Source organism: Synechococcus lacustris Maggiore-St4-Slac, from assembly GCF_024345595.1.
Taxonomy (GTDB): Bacteria; Cyanobacteriota; Cyanobacteriia; order PCC-6307; family Cyanobiaceae; genus Synechococcus_D; species Synechococcus_D lacustris.
Map to the genome: position 1 here is coordinate 45,072 of NZ_JAGQBK010000008.1, position 16,056 is coordinate 61,127.

19 protein-coding genes are annotated in these 16,056 nt (G+C 52.1%); 5 read left to right on the forward strand and 14 right to left on the reverse strand.

Annotated features, from left to right (window positions below; all coding sequences use genetic code 11):
* The first annotated feature begins 84 nt into the window (after positions 1-84).
* Complete coding sequence (locus KBY68_RS07505) at positions 85-231, forward strand: hypothetical protein (RefSeq protein ID WP_255096573.1); 147 nt, start codon at positions 85-87, stop codon at positions 229-231.
* Between the two features lie 37 nt (positions 232-268).
* The gene (rdgB, locus tag KBY68_RS07510; protein WP_255096574.1) at positions 269-904 is read left to right on the forward strand and encodes an RdgB/HAM1 family non-canonical purine NTP pyrophosphatase; all 636 of its coding nucleotides are present in this window, start codon (positions 269-271) and stop codon (positions 902-904) included.
* Here the strand turns inward: rdgB and KBY68_RS07515 are convergent.
* The 3 genes from KBY68_RS07515 to KBY68_RS07525 are packed head-to-tail and all read right to left on the reverse strand — an operon-like array spanning position 878 to position 3,915.
* On the reverse strand, positions 878-2,347 hold the full coding sequence (locus KBY68_RS07515; RefSeq protein ID WP_255096576.1) for a carotenoid oxygenase family protein: 1,470 nt from the start codon (positions 2,345-2,347) through the stop codon (positions 878-880). The two genes, rdgB and KBY68_RS07515, sit on opposite strands and share 27 nt — an antisense overlap.
* A 40-nt stretch (positions 2,348-2,387) precedes the next feature.
* The gene (hisB, locus tag KBY68_RS07520) at positions 2,388-3,008 is read right to left on the reverse strand and encodes an imidazoleglycerol-phosphate dehydratase HisB (protein ID WP_255096578.1); all 621 of its coding nucleotides are present in this window, start codon (positions 3,006-3,008) and stop codon (positions 2,388-2,390) included.
* 4 nt (positions 3,009-3,012) lie between these two features.
* Complete coding sequence (locus tag KBY68_RS07525; protein WP_255096580.1) at positions 3,013-3,915, reverse strand: bestrophin family protein; 903 nt, start codon at positions 3,913-3,915, stop codon at positions 3,013-3,015.
* A gap of 35 nt (positions 3,916-3,950) precedes the next feature.
* Between KBY68_RS07525 and KBY68_RS07530 the strand changes: the two genes are divergently transcribed.
* Positions 3,951-4,598 (forward strand): carbonic anhydrase, encoded by a 648-nt coding sequence (locus tag KBY68_RS07530; protein WP_255096582.1) that lies wholly within the window; start codon positions 3,951-3,953, stop codon positions 4,596-4,598.
* A 27-nt stretch (positions 4,599-4,625) separates the two neighbouring features.
* Here the strand turns inward: KBY68_RS07530 and fabI are convergent, their stop codons facing one another.
* Entirely contained in the window at positions 4,626-5,408 is a 783-nt protein-coding gene (gene fabI / locus KBY68_RS07535; RefSeq protein WP_255096583.1) for an enoyl-ACP reductase FabI, read from the reverse strand.
* 54 nt (positions 5,409-5,462) lie between these two features.
* On the opposite strand from fabI, the gene KBY68_RS07540 reads away from it, so the two are divergent.
* On the forward strand, positions 5,463-6,803 hold the full coding sequence (locus KBY68_RS07540) for an FAD-binding domain-containing protein (RefSeq protein ID WP_255096584.1): 1,341 nt from the start codon (positions 5,463-5,465) through the stop codon (positions 6,801-6,803).
* A gap of 1 nt (position 6,804) precedes the next feature.
* On the opposite strand, the gene KBY68_RS07545 is transcribed toward KBY68_RS07540, so the two are convergent.
* Entirely contained in the window at positions 6,805-7,326 is a 522-nt protein-coding gene (locus tag KBY68_RS07545) for a hypothetical protein (RefSeq protein WP_315855655.1), read from the reverse strand.
* A 57-nt stretch (positions 7,327-7,383) separates the two neighbouring features.
* On the opposite strand from KBY68_RS07545, the gene KBY68_RS07550 reads away from it, so the two are divergent.
* Entirely contained in the window at positions 7,384-8,580 is a 1,197-nt protein-coding gene (locus KBY68_RS07550) for a DegT/DnrJ/EryC1/StrS family aminotransferase (protein ID WP_255096585.1), read from the forward strand.
* A gap of 2 nt (positions 8,581-8,582) precedes the next feature.
* Here KBY68_RS07550 and KBY68_RS07555 read toward each other — a convergent pair whose 3' ends face one another.
* From KBY68_RS07555 to KBY68_RS07595, 9 genes are read right to left on the reverse strand one after another with little or no spacing between them, the layout of a single operon-like run.
* The gene (locus tag KBY68_RS07555) at positions 8,583-9,053 is read right to left on the reverse strand and encodes a CYTH domain-containing protein (RefSeq protein WP_255096586.1); all 471 of its coding nucleotides are present in this window, start codon (positions 9,051-9,053) and stop codon (positions 8,583-8,585) included.
* A gap of 15 nt (positions 9,054-9,068) precedes the next feature.
* On the reverse strand, positions 9,069-10,016 hold the full coding sequence (locus tag KBY68_RS07560; RefSeq protein ID WP_255096587.1) for an NAD(+) kinase: 948 nt from the start codon (positions 10,014-10,016) through the stop codon (positions 9,069-9,071).
* 6 nt (positions 10,017-10,022) lie between these two features.
* Complete coding sequence (gene nuoK, locus KBY68_RS07565) at positions 10,023-10,343, reverse strand: NADH-quinone oxidoreductase subunit NuoK (RefSeq protein WP_161955792.1); 321 nt, start codon at positions 10,341-10,343, stop codon at positions 10,023-10,025.
* Positions 10,340-10,960, reverse strand: a complete 621-nt coding sequence (locus tag KBY68_RS07570; RefSeq protein WP_106498862.1) for an NADH-quinone oxidoreductase subunit J — start codon at positions 10,958-10,960, stop codon at positions 10,340-10,342. The genes nuoK and KBY68_RS07570 overlap by 4 nt, the downstream gene beginning before the upstream one ends.
* Positions 10,960-11,559, reverse strand: a complete 600-nt coding sequence (ndhI, locus tag KBY68_RS07575) for an NAD(P)H-quinone oxidoreductase subunit I (protein WP_255096588.1) — start codon at positions 11,557-11,559, stop codon at positions 10,960-10,962. Before ndhI ends, KBY68_RS07570 begins: the two co-directional genes overlap by 1 nt.
* Positions 11,560-11,606: 47 nt before the next feature.
* Entirely contained in the window at positions 11,607-12,740 is a 1,134-nt protein-coding gene (nuoH, locus tag KBY68_RS07580) for an NADH-quinone oxidoreductase subunit NuoH (RefSeq protein WP_106498860.1), read from the reverse strand.
* Between the two features lie 23 nt (positions 12,741-12,763).
* Positions 12,764-13,945, reverse strand: a complete 1,182-nt coding sequence (locus tag KBY68_RS07585) for a citrate synthase (protein WP_255096589.1) — start codon at positions 13,943-13,945, stop codon at positions 12,764-12,766.
* A gap of 38 nt (positions 13,946-13,983) precedes the next feature.
* Positions 13,984-14,481, reverse strand: a complete 498-nt coding sequence (locus KBY68_RS07590) for a SixA phosphatase family protein (RefSeq protein WP_106498858.1) — start codon at positions 14,479-14,481, stop codon at positions 13,984-13,986.
* A gap of 4 nt (positions 14,482-14,485) precedes the next feature.
* Positions 14,486-16,012, reverse strand: a complete 1,527-nt coding sequence (locus tag KBY68_RS07595) for a DUF3352 domain-containing protein (protein WP_255096590.1) — start codon at positions 16,010-16,012, stop codon at positions 14,486-14,488.
* Positions 16,013-16,056 lie beyond the last annotated feature (44 nt).

Sequence of the window (16,056 nt, forward strand, 5' to 3'; positions counted from 1 at the left end):
TAAGCCCTTTAAAAGTATAGTACATTTTGCTAAAATTGCCCGTGATATGCATTAGAATTCGAATTCATTGCTCAAAACCTACCCTTGGCTGATAACAACAAAAAATCCGCCCCCTGGGCTGGCCCCTTGATTACCTTGGCTGGATTAGGTGGTTTTGCTCTGCTGGCCTGGCTAAGCATTGTGATGCTTGATCTAAAGCACCTCAATACCTCTGGCTTTACACTACCTTGATAATAGCTTACCTTGGGAAATAGCTAATCTTGATAAAATGATTGAAGCGACTTCTTTTGATTTTAGTAAACTTATCATTGCAACCAATAACATTGGCAAGCTCAGGGAGTTTGAGGCATTGCTAGTTGATTTGCCGCTAGTGATTGCAGGGCAACCACAGGATTTAGATGTGGATGAATCCGGCAATAGCTTTGCAGCTAATGCACGCATAAAAGCGGTTGCGGCAGCCCTTGCCACAGGGGAATGGGCCCTCGCCGATGATTCGGGGCTTAGCGTAAACGCTCTTAACGGTGCACCTGGCATATATTCGGCCCGTTATGCAAACTCCGATTCGGAAAGAATTAATCGCTTGTTGATAGAACTTGAGCAGGCCCAACTTTTAAATCCAGAATCTGACCGCACTGCCCAATTTGTTGCTGCTTTAGCCCTTTCAGATCCTAGCGGTAGGGTTGTTTTGGAGGTGGAGGGTTGCTGTAATGGCGAAGTCCTTAAGCAGCCCATAGGTGAGGGCGGTTTTGGTTATGACCCAATATTTTTAGTGCCTAAACTAACTTTAAGCTATGCACAATTAGATAAAGAAACAAAAGCACTTGTTGGCCATCGCGGCAAAGCTTTTGCTCGATTATTGCCAGAATTGCAAGAACTATTAAGCATCAACCCAGCTGCCATGTAAGCCATAGGGAATTGCAAGCGGTAATTCCACAATTGCCTCTTCACTTAAATCAGCGGCATTGAGAATTACTAAGTCGCTGGCGCAGCGTGCACCGTTCCACACAATGCACAACACCCAGCCGTCATCTTCTATGGCTGAATCAGGCCTTGGCACCATAATAGGCTCGCTAACAAAACCCTTGGGGCCAGCACTCCAAATGTGTTTGGAGCCATTAAATAAATCAAGCTTTTTAATTGCTTGCAACGGAGCATTGCCCTGTTCCCTTTCGGCTATTGCCATCCATCCGTAGCGGGCTTTTTCACCTTCTTTGTGTGGATTGACCATCGCAAATTCGCAGCAGCGTTCACTTAATCTTTCGGTTTCAACGCTGTTGGTTTCTAGGTTGATACTGCAGCGCTCTAAAAGGCCCTCTGGGATTAAATCAAAATCAACCTCTCGGAAATCTTGATCTGGGCCAATCGAGGGGAAATCTGCATAGTAAATACTTTCAACTACTAAATTATTGCCATCCTCCCATGCATTTAGGTGGTGAAAAACAAATCCAGCTGGTGCGGGTATCAGCCTGGGCTGCTCGCCGGCATGGGCTCCTTCCGCCCTTGGAATTAACCAGAATTGGGCTTCACCGCCCGCTTTTGATTGCAGGCATTGGGCTGCACCCTTTTGGCCAAAAACAAAAGGCAATGGATTAAATGCAATCGCATTTTGTAGAAATATTGCCCAATTCGGTGTAATTGCAAAATCATGCAGAAAGGCAAAACCTGGAAATGTGTCTTGGCGATCGTGTAGTAATTGTCCAGCTTTAATTCCATTGCTTGGATCGGCTTTGCAGGCAAATTCCATTAAACGTATGGAACTGCGCGGGCCAGTTTTTACACCAAAAGTAACCATCTTTTCTTTGCCATGGTGGCCTGGATCAAAGCGGGGATGGGCGCTGAATGCCTCTCCGGGTTTGAGCACTCCATCCAGCAAACAGAGGCCTTTGGTTTCTAAACTGATTGGATCAAGGGCATAGGGCTCAGCTGCTTCCCAAAGGGCTAACAGTTGATCACCTAGGCGTACAACATGGGTATTTGCAATATTTTTTAAGCGGAGATCAAAGGCATTTGCTAACAGTCCGCCTGGTTTTTTACTGCCAAATACGCCCCGATATAAAACTTTGTTTGCTTTCTCCTCCGCCAGCCAGCCTTCCGTGCGCACAAAGCGATTACTTAACTCAACCCCTTGCTGGTGAAAGCGCAGGGCCGTAACCATGCCATCACCATCAAAGGGATGATGCACCCAATGGCCGCCGCGCTCTAAACGGCCAGGGCCATTGCGGTAGAGGGTGCCCGCTAGTTCCTTGGGTATTGAACCGCTAGTTGCTTTGAGGGCGGCGCCAGTGAGCTCTTGCCCCACGTTGCGAAAGGCACTGGCCCAATCGGCACGGCTATAGGCAACTGTCATGGCGAGCTCAAAGCTGCCGCCATCCTCGCGTAACGGAGTGTTAAGTGTGGGCTTGGCCCGCCTGCTCCAAAACCCCTTTGCTGCTGGGTATGGCCCCTGCCCGGCGCGGATCAATTTCAACCGCCAGGCGCAAGGCCCTTGCAAAGGCTTTAAAGCAGGCTTCCACGATGTGGTGTGAATTAACGCCAGCCAACTGGCGGATGTGCAGGGTTAGGCCGGAATTATTCACTACGGCTACAAAAAATTCCTTCACCAATTCGGTGTCGTAGCTGCCGATTTTGGCGGCGGGTATTTGCAAGCCATAGCTGAGGTGGGGCCTACCACTGCAATCAAGGGCCACCTGCACAAGGGCCTCATCGAGGGGGGCCACAAAGTGTCCAAAACGCTGGATGCCGCGCCGATCCCCCAGGGCTTGGCTTAGGGCTTGCCCCACGGCAATACCAACGTCTTCATTGCTGTGGTGATCATCAATATGGGTGTCGCCAACGGCAGTGATCTCCAAATCCAGCAGGCCGTGGCTGGCGAGCTGGTTGAGCATGTGATCAAGAAAAGCCACCCCAGTGCTCACTTGGCAGCGGCCAGTGCCATCGAGATTTAGTTGCACTTGCACATTCGTTTCAGCGGTTGTGCGATGCACCTGGCCCTGGCGGTTTTTGGTCATGCTGTTAGGTCCAGATGAGTGCAGATTGATTTTGCGGGGGTGTGGCAAGCGGGTGATTAGCAGTTAGCAGATTACTGCTAATCGTGGCGCAAATGCGATTCATGGGTAGGCCAAATATTCCATCAACAAATGGATTTTCCGTGTAGGCACCAAGCCTTTCTGCCAAAACAAAACCAAATAGGCAAAGAAAGCCAATAAGGGCACCGCCTGGATCGTGCATGGAATCAAGGCGAATAAATAATAAATAACCAAATATCCACACAATTGCTTTGATAAAGAGATCATAGGATGCGGGTAGTGGCTGATTGCGAATGCGCTCAAGCCCACCCAGGAAGTTGCATGTTTCTTTCTGAACGTTTAGTAAGTTGAGCCGCCCGAGGCCGTCAATGCGGCCAAGGTCGCACAACTTAAGAAGCTCAGCAGACAATAATTGCAATAAATCCTGACTGCTGCTGTTCTTGCCAAGGCCAAGCTGTTGGCGTAGATCATCTATTTTGGGGGCACAAGTGGGATGATAAGAGCCTCTTAGCTCTCCGTTTAAGGTCCAAACAAGTAATACTTGTAGCCCTAAAAGTTTGTTTAATTCCGCTGTTCTATCGCTGTCGTTTGGTAGTAGCGCCAGCAAGCCGTTGCGCCAGTTGCGGCTGCCGTTAACCAGGCCGCCCCAAAGGGTTCGTGCTTCCCACCAACGGTTGTAGGCCTGAGTGTTTCTAAATGCAGTAAATACAGAAACTGATATGCCCAGCACCGGTAAAAGTATCTCAGGCAATATTTGTTTGGCCAGATTAGGAGCTATTGGAATGCTGATAAAGCAAAGCACTAGGGCAAATAATATTTCTTTGCCCATCGATTTAACTATCCACCAAGCCATCACAAGGAACGACCAACGGCCAACGGGATGAAGCACGGGGGATAATCTGTTTACACAAAGATTATCTCCCTATGGTCGCCGCATCCCCGTTGCAACAAAATCCCCAGCAAGTTTTTGAATTGTTGTTAGATGGTCACCAACGCTTTTTGGATGGCCATTCGCTTCATCCCCACTCCAGTGTTGAGCGGTTACATCAAGTGGCTGCAGGGCAACACCCCATGGCAGCGGTGCTGGGCTGCGCTGATTCACGGGTGCCGTTGGAATTGTTATTTGATGCGGGCCTTGGTGATTTATTTGTGGTTCGCAGTGCTGGTAATACGGTTTTCACTTCAGCGATCGGCTCTTTGGAGTATGCCGTGGCGCATTTGGGTATTGGTTTAATAATTGTGTTGGGCCATGAACGTTGTGGTGCCGTGTCTGCTGCCCTTGATTTTTCAACACATTTGCCCCCTGCCCTCGGCCAGGTTGTGGGCCAGGTGCGGATGCAATTAATGGCGGGCGGAGTGCTACCTGAAAATCAAGCTTATCAAGATCAAAATTCAAAGGATATCCTTCTTGATCGGGCCTGCAGGGCTAATGCAATGCAATCCGGCTGTAATTTGGTTAATTCCAGTGTGTTATTAACAGATCGGGTGCGCGCTGGTTCATTGCTGGTGAAAACCGGCCACTACGACCTTGATACAGGTGAAATTGACTGGCTGGATTCAGTTCAAGCTTAGTTTTATTAAAAACTATTTTTGCCCATTTCACATACCTGTTATGCAGTAACCAGCATCCACATAGAGCACTTGGCCTGTAATTCCTGAACTCAATGGGCTAGCCAAAAAGGCTGCAGTGTTGCCAACTTCCTCTTGGCTAACTGTGCGGCGTAGGGGCGCCTTTTCTTCAACATTGTGAATCATGTCGAGGATGCCGCCGATGGCACTACTGGCCAATGTGCGGATTGGGCCTGCACTGATTGCATTCACCCGCACTTGTTTTTCTGGCCCCAATTCAGCAGCTAGATAGCGCACAGATGCCTCTAGGGCCGCTTTAGCAACACCCATCACGTTGTAATTGGGGATCGCCCGCTCAGAACCCAAATAACTCAAGGTGATCACACTCCCACCCGGATTAAAAAGCGGTTTGGCAAAGCGGCATAGGGGAGCCAATGAATAGGCGCTCACCTCAAGGGCTCGGCTAAAACCCTCGGGGCTGATGGCGCTGTAATCACCAATCAATTCCTCCTTGCCAGCAAAGGCAAGGCAGTGCACCAGCACATCAATGGAACCCCATTGCTCGGCAACCCGCTTGAAAACGGCCTCAATTTGGTCTGGATCCTGCACATTGAGGGGTTCAAACAAGCTTGGTGCCAGTGGTGCGGTGAGTTCACGCACCTTGCCTTCAAATCGGCCCTTTTCATCGGGTAGGTAGGTAACCCCTAATTCACAGCCTGCCCGATGCAGCTGCTGGGCAATACCCCAGGCGATTGATTTGTTATTTGCAATACCGGTAACTAGGGCTTTCTTGCCGCGGAGATCAAGGAGCATGGAAAAGGCACCAACTATTAGGCGATTCTCCCCCAGCGGCGGCAGCATGGGGAAATGGCCCTGCATCGATCCCTGCCTCTACCCGAACAGGGCGACTTAACCCGGGGCTTCCCCGATCGCAATTGCCTGCTGCAATACCTGCGCCAGGAATTTCCAGCTGCGGCTGCCATTGATGGCCAGCTGAGCCCAGTTATTGGTGGCCGCAAGGCGGCGGAACTAGCCCTGCGCCGGGTGGATCCTCTGGCCTATGGCCGCAGCCGTAATTTTTTAAAAGGGGCGGTTACGCAACTCTCGCCATATATCCGCCACGGCCTGTTGGGTTTAGCAGAATTAAAGCAATGGTTGGTTGATCAAAAGCGACCCTGGCGGGATCAAGAAAAATTAATTAGCGAGTTGGCTTGGCGAGATTTTTGGCAGCGGGTGTGGCAACAAATTGGAGACGGCATTTGGCAAAATATTGAAGAGCTTAAAACAGGTCATTCAGCCGAAAGTTATGGCGATTCGCTACCTTTAGATCTGCGCAATGGTGAAACAAAACTTGCTTGCATTGATGCTTTTCAACGGCAACTAGTTAACACTGGCTGGCTCCATAACCATGCCAGGCTCTGGCTTGCTGCCTATGTGGTGCACTGGCGCCGAGTGCGATGGCAAATGGGCGCCCGATGGTTTTTGCAGCACTTGATCGATGCAGATCCAGCTAGCAATAACCTCAGCTGGCAGTGGGTGGCAAGTTGTTTTAGCGCTAAGCCCTATGTATTTAATCGGGCCAACTTGGAGAAATATGCTGGCGATAGCTTTTGCCGCAGTTGCGCGATGGTGAATTCCTGCCCATTCGATGGTAGCTATGAACAGATTCAGGGGCAGCTTTTTATTCCAGTACAGCCTAACACTAATAAATCAAATGACAACAAGTTGCGGGCAGAAAATAGTAATTTAGCTAATCATAATTTAGGTAAAGAAAAGTTAGTTAAACCTTTGCTTTGGATCCATCAAGAGAGCTTGGGTCCCGCCAATCCCCTCTGGCGTGCCTGGCCTGAGGCGCCTGGCTTATTTGTATTTGATCGAGGCTGCATTGAGGATGGACAGATCGGTTTAAAACGGCTGGGTTTTGTATATGAAAGCCTTCTGGAATTGCCTCTGGTGTTGCGCAATGGTGATCCGGTGCTTGAAATTCAAGCATTTGCTAAACGCTGTGGTTGCGATGGTGTGCTAACTCAAGCCCCATTGGATCCACATTTAAAAAGTATCATTGCCGCTCTGCAGCAACAGCTTCCTGTGGTTGAAGTGGCTTGTGAACCATTTGTTGATTTGCCCAGCCCACCCCAATTGCAAAGGTTCACGAAGTTTTGGAAATTAGCTGAACCTTTATTGCGTGAACAGTTCATCAATGAATAATTCAAAGTTTGCTGCCCTCTAGCATTTTTTGCTCCTCTTCCCGGATCAGATTTGGATCCGGCAGCAGGTCTTGCTCTTGAAGGGCTGGCAGGGGTTCAGCCACCACTTCAGATGCCCTGCGGGGCGGGCTTTGCCATTGGAAGCTTGCCTCTGGAGCGCGGCTTTTACAAAGCGCTTCGCTTTCGTGCCGCAACTGGTTTTTCACTTGCCAATGGCCCACTGCCTCAAAAAATTCCCTGCGGCTGGCTAGGCCTGAACTAAAAGGTGAGGATCCATTGCCATTGAATAGGCGGGCGGGATCGGCAGTCCAGCGTGGTTTGCAAATGCCAGCTTCAGTGGTGTTGGTGTCTAACCAAATGTGGATGCCATAGCCATCCGGTTGATTAACTACCGCAAGGCCGTCGTGGGGTTCATGGCGGCTTAGGGGATAGGTTTTCCAGCCCAATGGCGATTTGCTGGTGCCAACTACGGCCACAAATATCAAAGCACCGCCAATGGCTAAGGCTTTCCAGGGCATATCCATGGTGTTAAACAACAATTTTCGGCAAGGGGCATCCATGGAGCATTTAAGGTGGGCCCCATGGCAATTCCTCCCTTTGATCTGAGTGTTCAGCTGGCCGAGCTGGGGGAGGAGCTCGATCAGGCGGTGCTCCAGGTGCTCCGCAGTGGTCAATACATAGGCGGGCCAGTTATTGCCAGCTTTGAAGAAGCATTTGCGGCTGCTTGTGATGTGCCCTATGCGATTGGCTGCAACAGCGGCACCGATGCCCTAGTGCTTGCTTTGCGGGCCCTTGATGTGGGGGTTGGCGATGAGGTGATCACCAGTTCATTCAGCTTTTTTGCTACGGCAGAAGCGATCAGCGCCGTGGGAGCCACGCCGGTTTTTGTAGATGTAAACCCCAGCACCTATTTGATCGATTTGGATCAGGTGGAAGCTGCCATTACCCCCGCCACCAAAGCGCTGTTGCCCGTCCATTTATTTGGCCGACCAGTGGATATGGAGCGGTTGATGCAATTGGCTAATCGCCACAACCTATTGGTGGTGGAGGATTGCGCCCAAGCCACCGGTGCTAGCTGGGCTGGTAGAGCGGTTGGTAGTTGGGGGGATGCCGGTTGCTTTAGTTTTTTCCCCACCAAAAACCTTGGTGCAGCGGGAGATGGCGGAGCTGTTACCTGCCGTGATGGGGCCCTGGCCCAAAGGGTGAGGGAATTGGCAGTGCACGGTATGCCGAAGCGCTATTTACACACGAATCTTGGCTACAACAGCCGCCTTGATGCCCTGCAGGCGGCGGTGCTGCTTGTGAAATTACCCAAATTGCAGGAGTGGATCCAGCGCCGCCGGGCCATAGCCAGCGCCTACCTTGCTTCCCTTAGCGATTTAGCCAATCTGCAAGTGCCAGATCCTGGCCCTGAAGGCCATAGTTGGAATCAATTTGTATTGCGTATTCCGGCCTGCCCGAATGGCGCTAATGCTTGTGACAATGCACATTCAGCAACTTGTATTGCTTGCCCCACCAGTGAGATGCATGGCCTACCTGAAGGCCGTTGCCGCAATTGGTTGCAGAGTCAATTGCAACAGCGTGGTGTAAACACAATTATTTATTATCCAATTCCAATTCATCGCCAACCCGCCTATGTTGATCTTGGCTATGGCCCCGGCAGCCTGCCAGTTACTGAGCGCTTGGCTTCTGAAGTGCTCAGTTTGCCGATTTTTCCAGAATTGAATAATGCGCAATTTCAGCAGATATTAGAGGCGCTAGGTGTTGAATTTAATTAGTTTTAAGTTCTATGGCCCCAGGGATTTAAAGCTAGCGCAGCATTGCTTAAATCACCCCTATCGCTGATTTCTTCGCCGCACCAATCTGGAATATTAATGTTGCTATCTGCTGTAGTTAATTCCACTTCTGCAATAATCAGGGGTGCATTTTCCTCCTCAAATACATCTACCACCCAATCACCACCAGCCAGGTGAAGGTGATGGCGAATTTTTTGTAATTTGCATGGGGCTAATGATAATAATTGCTTTGCTTCCCCATGGGGCATGGCCAGTTCAAATTCATGGCGCACCACCACATCAGCGGTGGGTGCCTTCAATGTGAGCCAGGCTTCCTCTGCGCTGCAGCGCACCCTTACGGTGAAACCACTGCTGCCTTGGCTGAGGTAGCCCTGCTGCAAGGGTTCTGACCGTTGCACCAATGGTTGCCAGCCATCATTAATAACAAAAAATCGCCGTTCAATTTCTAAGCCCATGGTTGGATTAGTTGCTTAGTTTTGAGATGGCATCGCATCACTGAGGCTGCCGGCCCAATGCAGCTTGTGGCTGAGATTACTGAAATAGGAGGGTTGTTGATCCAACGACACCAAGAGCGCGTGGTGATCAGCCTGACGAATCACACAGCGATCACCGGGTTCCAATACGGAAGCAAGGGCACCATCTTTCCAAAGCTTCACCCGCCGATTGCTTTCCCCTAGGGGCCAAATCGCCAACACCGAGCGGGGGGGCACCACCACCGGCCTGCTGGAGAGGCTCATCGGACAAATTGGGTTAACAACGATCGCATCAATTGAAGGATGCAGGATCGGCCCACCCGCTGCCATGGCATAGCCGGTGGAACCCGTGGGTGTGGCAATGATCAAGCCATCACCTTGGTATTGACCAACCACTTCCGCATCAATTTCTAGTTCCAACCTGCAGGTGGGCGACGACTCCTCCTGGGCCGGACGCATATAGAAATCATTCAAAGCCAGATGACAGGGTTGGCCTTGGCTGTCTTGATGGTCGCCACTATCAGGTATGCCATCGCCACGATCGATACTGGCCTGCAACATCAAACGGCGTTCGAGGGCGTAATGACAATCGAGCAGCCGTTGGCAAAGGCCATTGCCATCTTCCGCCAGCAGGTTGCTGAGCAAACTGCTTTCGTGGGTGAGAAAACCAAGGTGCCCGCCAACGTTGAAGCTGAGTAGTGGCACCCCCAAGGGCCCCATGTAGCGGGCGGCCCCCAGCACCGTGCCATCGCCCCCCAAAACAAGCACCAAATTTGGTAATTCCCCTTCGGCCAGTAGGCCTGGAAAGGGATTGGCATTTAAGCCACTCATGGCAATGGTTACTTGGGAACCGCGCAGCCGCAGCAGTTCAGCGCAACGGCGGGCCATGCGTTCAGCGCTTTGGCTACCGCTGCGAAACACCACCCAAACGTGGTTTAGTTCCATGCGGAATTACCAGCGCAGCAGGTTGAATTGCTCCATATCCACCGTGTCGCGGTTGCGATATAGGGAAAGCAAAATCGCCAAGCCCACCGCCGCCTCTGCTGCCGCCACTGTGATTACGAAAATTGCATAAACTTGGCCGCGAATTTCATTGCCATCTAGGTAGCTGGAGAAAGCCATTAAATTAATATTTACTCCGTTCAACATCAGTTCAATACTCATCAATACCCGCACCGCATTGCGGCTATTGATTAAGCCCCATACCCCTATGCAAAACAACAGTGCTGCCACCGTTAGATAGGCCTCTAGTGGCACTGAGAGGTTTGTCATCGTGTTGATTGCTCCATGGTTGTTTTTTCTACTAATAGGGGGCTGCGGGCTTTTTCAATTAGGGCTTGATCAACCGCTTCTCCAGTGCCCACATCGGTGGCAAACACATCCCTGCGGGCCAACACAATCGCGCCAATCATCGCCATCAGCAGCAGCACTGATGCAAGTTCAAATGGCAGTAGGTAGTCGCTAAAGAAATGCTCACCTAAGCGAATAACCGCATCTTCACCGATGGATTGGGGTCCGGGTGTTGCCCAAGGGGTGGTGAATGCCACCCGCAGCAGCAGAGTTAGTAAGCCAAGGCAAACACCACTTGAAAGCAAGCGCCTTAAGCCCATGCCAGGGGATGCAGCCATGGCTTCTTTTTTGTTAACGAGCATGATCGCAAACAGGATCAACACATTAACGGCGCCCACATAAATGAGCACCTGAGCTGCTGCAATAAAGCTGGCATTAAGCATTAAATAGAGCCCGGCCACCGCCAGGAACACACCACCCAGTAAAAAGGCGGCATACACAATATTGGGTAGCAGCACCACCCCTAAAGCACCAATAACAACGGCGCCAGCGAGCAGAACAAAAACAATTAGTTCTGTGATTTCAGCAATGGGTGGCATCAGCTTTGATCCTCAGATTTAGCCATGCCGGCTAGCAATTCAGCCGGTAGTTTGCCTGCCCTGGGGCGGCTTGGATCCACTCCATGGGGATCCATTTCACCTTTGGGCAGGTAGGCCAGTTCCCTAAGGGCTTGCACTGCCGGGTCGCTGGTAACGCTGGTGGGCAGCCTGCCAAGGGCCACGTTGTCGTAATTGAGGCTATGGCGATCAAAGGCGGCCATTTCGTATTCCTCAGTCATCGATAAACAATTAGTGGGGCAATATTCCACGCAATTTCCACAAAAAATACACACACCAAAATCAATTGAATAATTGCGCAGTTCTTTTTTCTTAGTGGCCTTATTCATCACCCAATCCACCACGGGCAGGTTGATTGGGCACACCCTTACACAAACCTCACAGGCAATGCACTTATCAAATTCAAAGTGAATCCTGCCCCGATAGCGCTCAGAGGGAATCAGTTTTTCGTAGGGGTATTGCACAGTTATCGGCCTGCGGCGCAGGTGATCGAAGGTTACCGATAACCCCTGGGCGATGTTTTTGCTAGCGCTCACCGCATCACGGGTGTAGTCGCCCACCTGTTTAAGAAAGCCGAACATGGAGTGGCAGCAAAGGGAAGGGGCTTAAAAGGAAGTGTGGTGAGGCCTTAGGAACTAATTCCACCCATGATGCCTGGAAAGGCTAATTTCAGGGCAGCTGTTAGCAGCAGATTCACAAGTGAAATTGGTAGCAGGAATTTCCAGCCAAAATTAAGCAGTTGGTCGATCCTCACCCTGGGCACTGTCCAGCGCAGCAGGATTGCTATAAACACCAGCAGATAGGCCTTTAATACTGTCATCACGATGCCAAGGGCTCCCGTGAATACCTGCAGCACGGGGTTATCAACCGATTGGCCAAGCCAATCAGCCAGGGTTTCAACCGGAATCGGGAAGCCCCAGCCGCCCAGGTAAAGCACCACCACCAGTAGGGCGGAAAGTACCAAGTTGATGTAGCTACCCAGGTAAAAAAGGGCGAATTTCATGCCGGCATATTCGGTTTGGTAACCAGCCACCAATTCCTCTTCCGCCTCTGGTAAATCGAAGGGCAAGCGTTCACATTCCGCTAGGGCGCAGATCCAAAACACCAGGAAACCCACCGGTTGGCGCCAGATATTCCAGCTCAAAATTCCAGCGGTGTTTTGTTGATCAACGATTGCAACGGTGCTGAGCGAATTGCTCATCATCACCACCGCAAGCACTGCAAGAGCAAGCGGAATTTCATAGCTGATCGATTGGGCTGCAGCCCTTAGGCCACCGAGTAAGGAATATTTGTTGTTGCTGGCATAGCCGCTCATCAACAGCCCAATCGGTTGGATGCTGCTGAGGGAGATCCAAAGAAATATGCCAACGCCCACATTGCTGATCAACAGGTGTTGGCCAAAGGGCACCACCAACCAGGAAAGGATCACAGGAACTACCACCAGCACAGGCCCGAGGCTGAAAAGCAGCCCGTCGGCCCTAGCGGGGATCACATCTTCTTTAAACAGCAACTTGAGGCCATCGGCCATCGGTTGCAGGATGCCTAGGGCGCCTGCGTATTCAGGGCCAATGCGTTGCTGGGCAGCGGCGGAAATTTTGCGTTCCAACCAAACGGTTACAAGCACCCCCACCACCGCTGAAATAAGCACCAGCAGCATCGGTAGGGGCAGCCAGAGCAAACGGCTGGCAGCAGGGCTCAGGCCCGCAGTTTCCAGCAGGCTGCGGAAGCCAGATTCCAGATCAAGTGTGAGGGCAGGGGCCATAGCGCCGATCCGATGGGGGCAACCTACCCAGGAGTAGGCCCAAGTGCTTCACCATTGTTGCTGCTCCGCTGCTCTAAAGGCAGCCAAGCGCGGTTGGCAACACCTGTATAAATCTGGGTTGGTCGATAGATACGGTTGGCCCCCAGCTGTTCTCGCCAGTGGGCTAGCCAGCCGGCAGCTCGGGCGATGGCAAAAACAGGGGTGAATAAATCGGTTGGGATGCCGAGCTTGCGATAAACCAAACCGGAATAGAAATCCACATTTGGAAAAATTCCTTTGGGGCCGAGGCGCTCGGTGGCCAAGTTTTCAAAGCGGCGTGCCACGTCATACATCCTGTCGTGGCCAAAGCGATCAAACAGCTGTTCCGCCAGTTTTTGCAGAATCGTGGCGCGGGGATCCTTCACCCGATATTCGCGGTGGCCAAAACCCATCACTTTGCGTTTTTCAGCAATCGCTTTGTTGAGATAGGCCTCAACGCGATCCTCAGTGCCAATCTCCTCAAGCATTAACAGCACATCCTCGTTTGCCCCGCCGTGCAGGGGCCCCGCCAAGGTGCCAACGGCGGATGCCACCACCGCATAGGGATCGGTAAGGGTGCTGGCTGTTACCCGGGCGCTAAAGGTGCTGGCATTAAGGGTGTGTTCGGCATGCAACACGAGGCAGGCATCAAAGATGCGGGCGGCAAGGGGATCCGGCTCCTGTTCCGTGAGCATGTATAGAAAATTTGAGGCATAGGGCAGATCTTCCCTGGGCTGGATTGGATCTTGGCCGCGGCGAATCAGTTGAAAGGCAGCCAGCATTGTGGGGATTTTGGCCAGCAGCCGCACCACTGCTTCGCTGATGTAATCGGGATCATCTAAGGCGCGATTTGAATAAAACAACCCCAAGGATGCTGCGCTTGCCTGCAGGGCATCCATGGGATGGCCGCTGGCGGGAAAGCACTTCATCATGTCGCGGATGCGAAAGCTCACCCGCCGGTGCATTTGCACGTTGTGTTGAAAGCTCCGCAAGCTTTCTGGATCGGGCAGGGTGCCCCAAATCAAGAGGTATGCGGTTTCTAAAAAACTGCTATTTGCAGCCAGATCGGCGATGTTGTAGCCGCGATAGCTAAGTATTCCCAACGTGCCATCGATGTTGCTGATGGCCGATTGGGTTGCGGGGATACCCTCTAGGCCTGGGCGGAAGCCAATGCTTTCCAAAGTCATTGCCAAAGGCTAGGCCGAACTTGGAAAAATAATTTGTGTTAGCCCTTACCGTCTAGCAGCACCTTGGGACTTAGCAGCAGCCGCAATTGGCCTGAGCCGGGTTCAAGCAGTGGTTCATCAAGGGCAAGAAGGGCAACACCCGCTTTTTTAAGTTGGAGGCCAAGGGTTTGGCAGCCCAGCAGGTGGCTGGCTAACTGACCCATGTCGGGTTCATGGCCAATCAGGCCCACACGCTCCCATGGCTCCTCCCACAGTTCCCGCAAAAGGGGCATCGGGTTTTGGCCAGGCGCAAGCGCTTCACTAAAAGAGAGGCTTTTGCCCAGTTTGCGCTCGAGGGCAAGTTCGGCCGTTTGACGGGCCCTCACCAAGGGGCTACTAACCAGTGGACCGCAGGCCAGCCCCAAGCGTTCAAGCCGCTCCAGCACCCGGCGGGTGCGGGCCCTGCCCTCTGAGGTGAGGGCACGCTCCTCATCGGTGGCGGTGCTGCCCCTTTCCACCGCGATGCCGTGGCGGATCAGTAGTAATTCACGGGCCATGGGTTTAGCTAAAGCGCAAGGTGGCCTTGAGGCCAAGGTTGGTTTGGTCCTCTTCCAAGGAATACTCCAATGCCCCTAGGGCTGGGCTAAGGGGACGGGCGGCCACCAATTGCAAGCCTTGCCAAAACGACCAGCTACCCAGCAGCTTTCTGGTTGGTTTTACACCCAGTTGAACTACAGCAACTGTGTTGCCAGCAAGTTGACCATTGTTTTTATTGCCGGCATTGGCTTCCAGCTGGTTTTGCAGCGCATCAAGATTGTTGCTCCACCAGCGCAGATCCGCTTTGCTGCCGCTGGCCCCAGCCAAAATTGCCTTCAGTTTGCCGTCGCGGTCGCTTTGGCCTGATAGGCGGCTCCAAACCTGGAGCTTATCGATGCTGGTGGGATCAAAGCCGGCTCGATGCAGCGGTTCATCAAGGGCAGCTGGGCTGGGCTGGGCTTCTGGTGTGGCCGCAAGCCATTGATCTTGGTTATCAAGCAATGCAAGTAACAGAGGTGTTTGGCCTTGGTTTTGCAGTTCAGTGAGCAGGGGGCCTGGTTGTTCAACCACCACAGGTAGGAAAGATTTCAGGCTGTTGTTGCTGATGCTGAGTTTGTTGAAGCTGGGTTTGAGCTGTTGCAGTAAATGGGTTGCTTGATTGCCTAAGGGCAGATCAGCGCGTTCTAGGCCTGTGCTGATTTCGGCTGTTAGCTGTAAACCCCTGCCCTTAAGGGCAATTGAGCCCACCAATTCCTCTAACTGTTCTGCCGCCACCAGCTGGGCTGGCAGGCCAAGCAATTCGCTGATGCCGGTGGCATCACTGCGCAGTAGGGCTACGCCTTTGCGTTGCTGTTGCAACCAACCTTGAAGTTTGGGGTCGCTGGCTTGATTTAGGGCATCAACCTGGGAGCTATCGAGGGCATCCTCAAGGGCTTCCCGCTGGGAGGCCAGCAACACCAGTTGATCGTTGATTAAGGCGGTTGCCAGCGGCGCCTTTGGATCGCTGCTGCTGATTAGGCCGAGTCCCCTGTAGCTGCTGATTTCAAGATCACCGCCAGCAAGGCTGCGGTTTTGCCAGAACCGCTGCAGAAATTCCCTTGCACCCATGGGGGTGCGGCTGGAGAGGGCAAGTATCCAATTCGGTTGCTCCTGGGGGTTGCTGTTAGCAAGCAGGGCTAATGCCGTTTCAGAACCGAGCCAATCGCTTAGTTCGCTGTTGTAGTTGAGCCCCGTAATGGCAAAAAGGTTGTTGCGTAATTCAGCCAAAGCCAGCGCGGCGTTTTTACGTTGCTTTGCAGTGGCAATGGCCCGGCCATAGGCAGGCAGTTGGTTGGGATCTAATTGCAGATAGATGCTGAGATTTGCTTTGCGGGGCAGAAACTTTGCTGCCGCTGGTGTGTGCAGTAGTTCAGCTTGAATATTTAGGGGGCTATTGCGCTGCAACCACCACCAACCCCCCAGGCCAATGGCGGCAAGGGCAATGGTGATGGCCAAAAGGATGGCCCCAAATTTGCTGCTGAAGTTTGGTAGCTGCAAGCGGAAATTATTCATAACCCGTTGTTGCCGTGATCATCCTGGAAGATCACTTACAACGA

What these genes read in the sequence shown, in the direction of transcription:
- nuoH (WP_106498860.1), bottom strand. Translation starts at nt 12,740, where the DNA reads ATGGCCCCTGCCCTCACACTTGATCTGGAATCTGGCTTCCGCAGCCTG.
- KBY68_RS07545 (WP_315855655.1), bottom strand. Translation starts at nt 7,326, where the DNA reads ATGGATATGCCCTGGAAAGCCTTAGCCATTGGCGGTGCTTTGATATTT.
- KBY68_RS07530 (WP_255096582.1), top strand. Translation starts at nt 3,951, where the DNA reads ATGGTCGCCGCATCCCCGTTGCAACAAAATCCCCAGCAAGTTTTTGAA.
- rdgB (WP_255096574.1), top strand. Translation starts at nt 269, where the DNA reads ATGATTGAAGCGACTTCTTTTGATTTTAGTAAACTTATCATTGCAACC.
- KBY68_RS07560 (WP_255096587.1), bottom strand. Translation starts at nt 10,016, where the DNA reads ATGGAACTAAACCACGTTTGGGTGGTGTTTCGCAGCGGTAGCCAAAGC.
- ndhI (WP_255096588.1), bottom strand. Translation starts at nt 11,559, where the DNA reads ATGTTCGGCTTTCTTAAACAGGTGGGCGACTACACCCGTGATGCGGTG.
- KBY68_RS07570 (WP_106498862.1), bottom strand. Translation starts at nt 10,960, where the DNA reads ATGCCACCCATTGCTGAAATCACAGAACTAATTGTTTTTGTTCTGCTC.
- KBY68_RS07595 (WP_255096590.1), bottom strand. Translation starts at nt 16,012, where the DNA reads ATGAATAATTTCCGCTTGCAGCTACCAAACTTCAGCAGCAAATTTGGG.
- KBY68_RS07515 (WP_255096576.1), bottom strand. Translation starts at nt 2,347, where the DNA reads ATGACAGTTGCCTATAGCCGTGCCGATTGGGCCAGTGCCTTTCGCAAC.
- fabI (WP_255096583.1), bottom strand. Translation starts at nt 5,408, where the DNA reads ATGCTCCTTGATCTCCGCGGCAAGAAAGCCCTAGTTACCGGTATTGCA.
- hisB (WP_255096578.1), bottom strand. Translation starts at nt 3,008, where the DNA reads ATGACCAAAAACCGCCAGGGCCAGGTGCATCGCACAACCGCTGAAACG.
- nuoK (WP_161955792.1), bottom strand. Translation starts at nt 10,343, where the DNA reads ATGACAAACCTCTCAGTGCCACTAGAGGCCTATCTAACGGTGGCAGCA.
- KBY68_RS07590 (WP_106498858.1), bottom strand. Translation starts at nt 14,481, where the DNA reads ATGGCCCGTGAATTACTACTGATCCGCCACGGCATCGCGGTGGAAAGG.
- KBY68_RS07540 (WP_255096584.1), top strand. Translation starts at nt 5,463, where the DNA reads ATGGCCCTGCATCGATCCCTGCCTCTACCCGAACAGGGCGACTTAACC.
- KBY68_RS07550 (WP_255096585.1), top strand. Translation starts at nt 7,384, where the DNA reads ATGGCAATTCCTCCCTTTGATCTGAGTGTTCAGCTGGCCGAGCTGGGG.
- KBY68_RS07585 (WP_255096589.1), bottom strand. Translation starts at nt 13,945, where the DNA reads ATGACTTTGGAAAGCATTGGCTTCCGCCCAGGCCTAGAGGGTATCCCC.
- KBY68_RS07555 (WP_255096586.1), bottom strand. Translation starts at nt 9,053, where the DNA reads ATGGGCTTAGAAATTGAACGGCGATTTTTTGTTATTAATGATGGCTGG.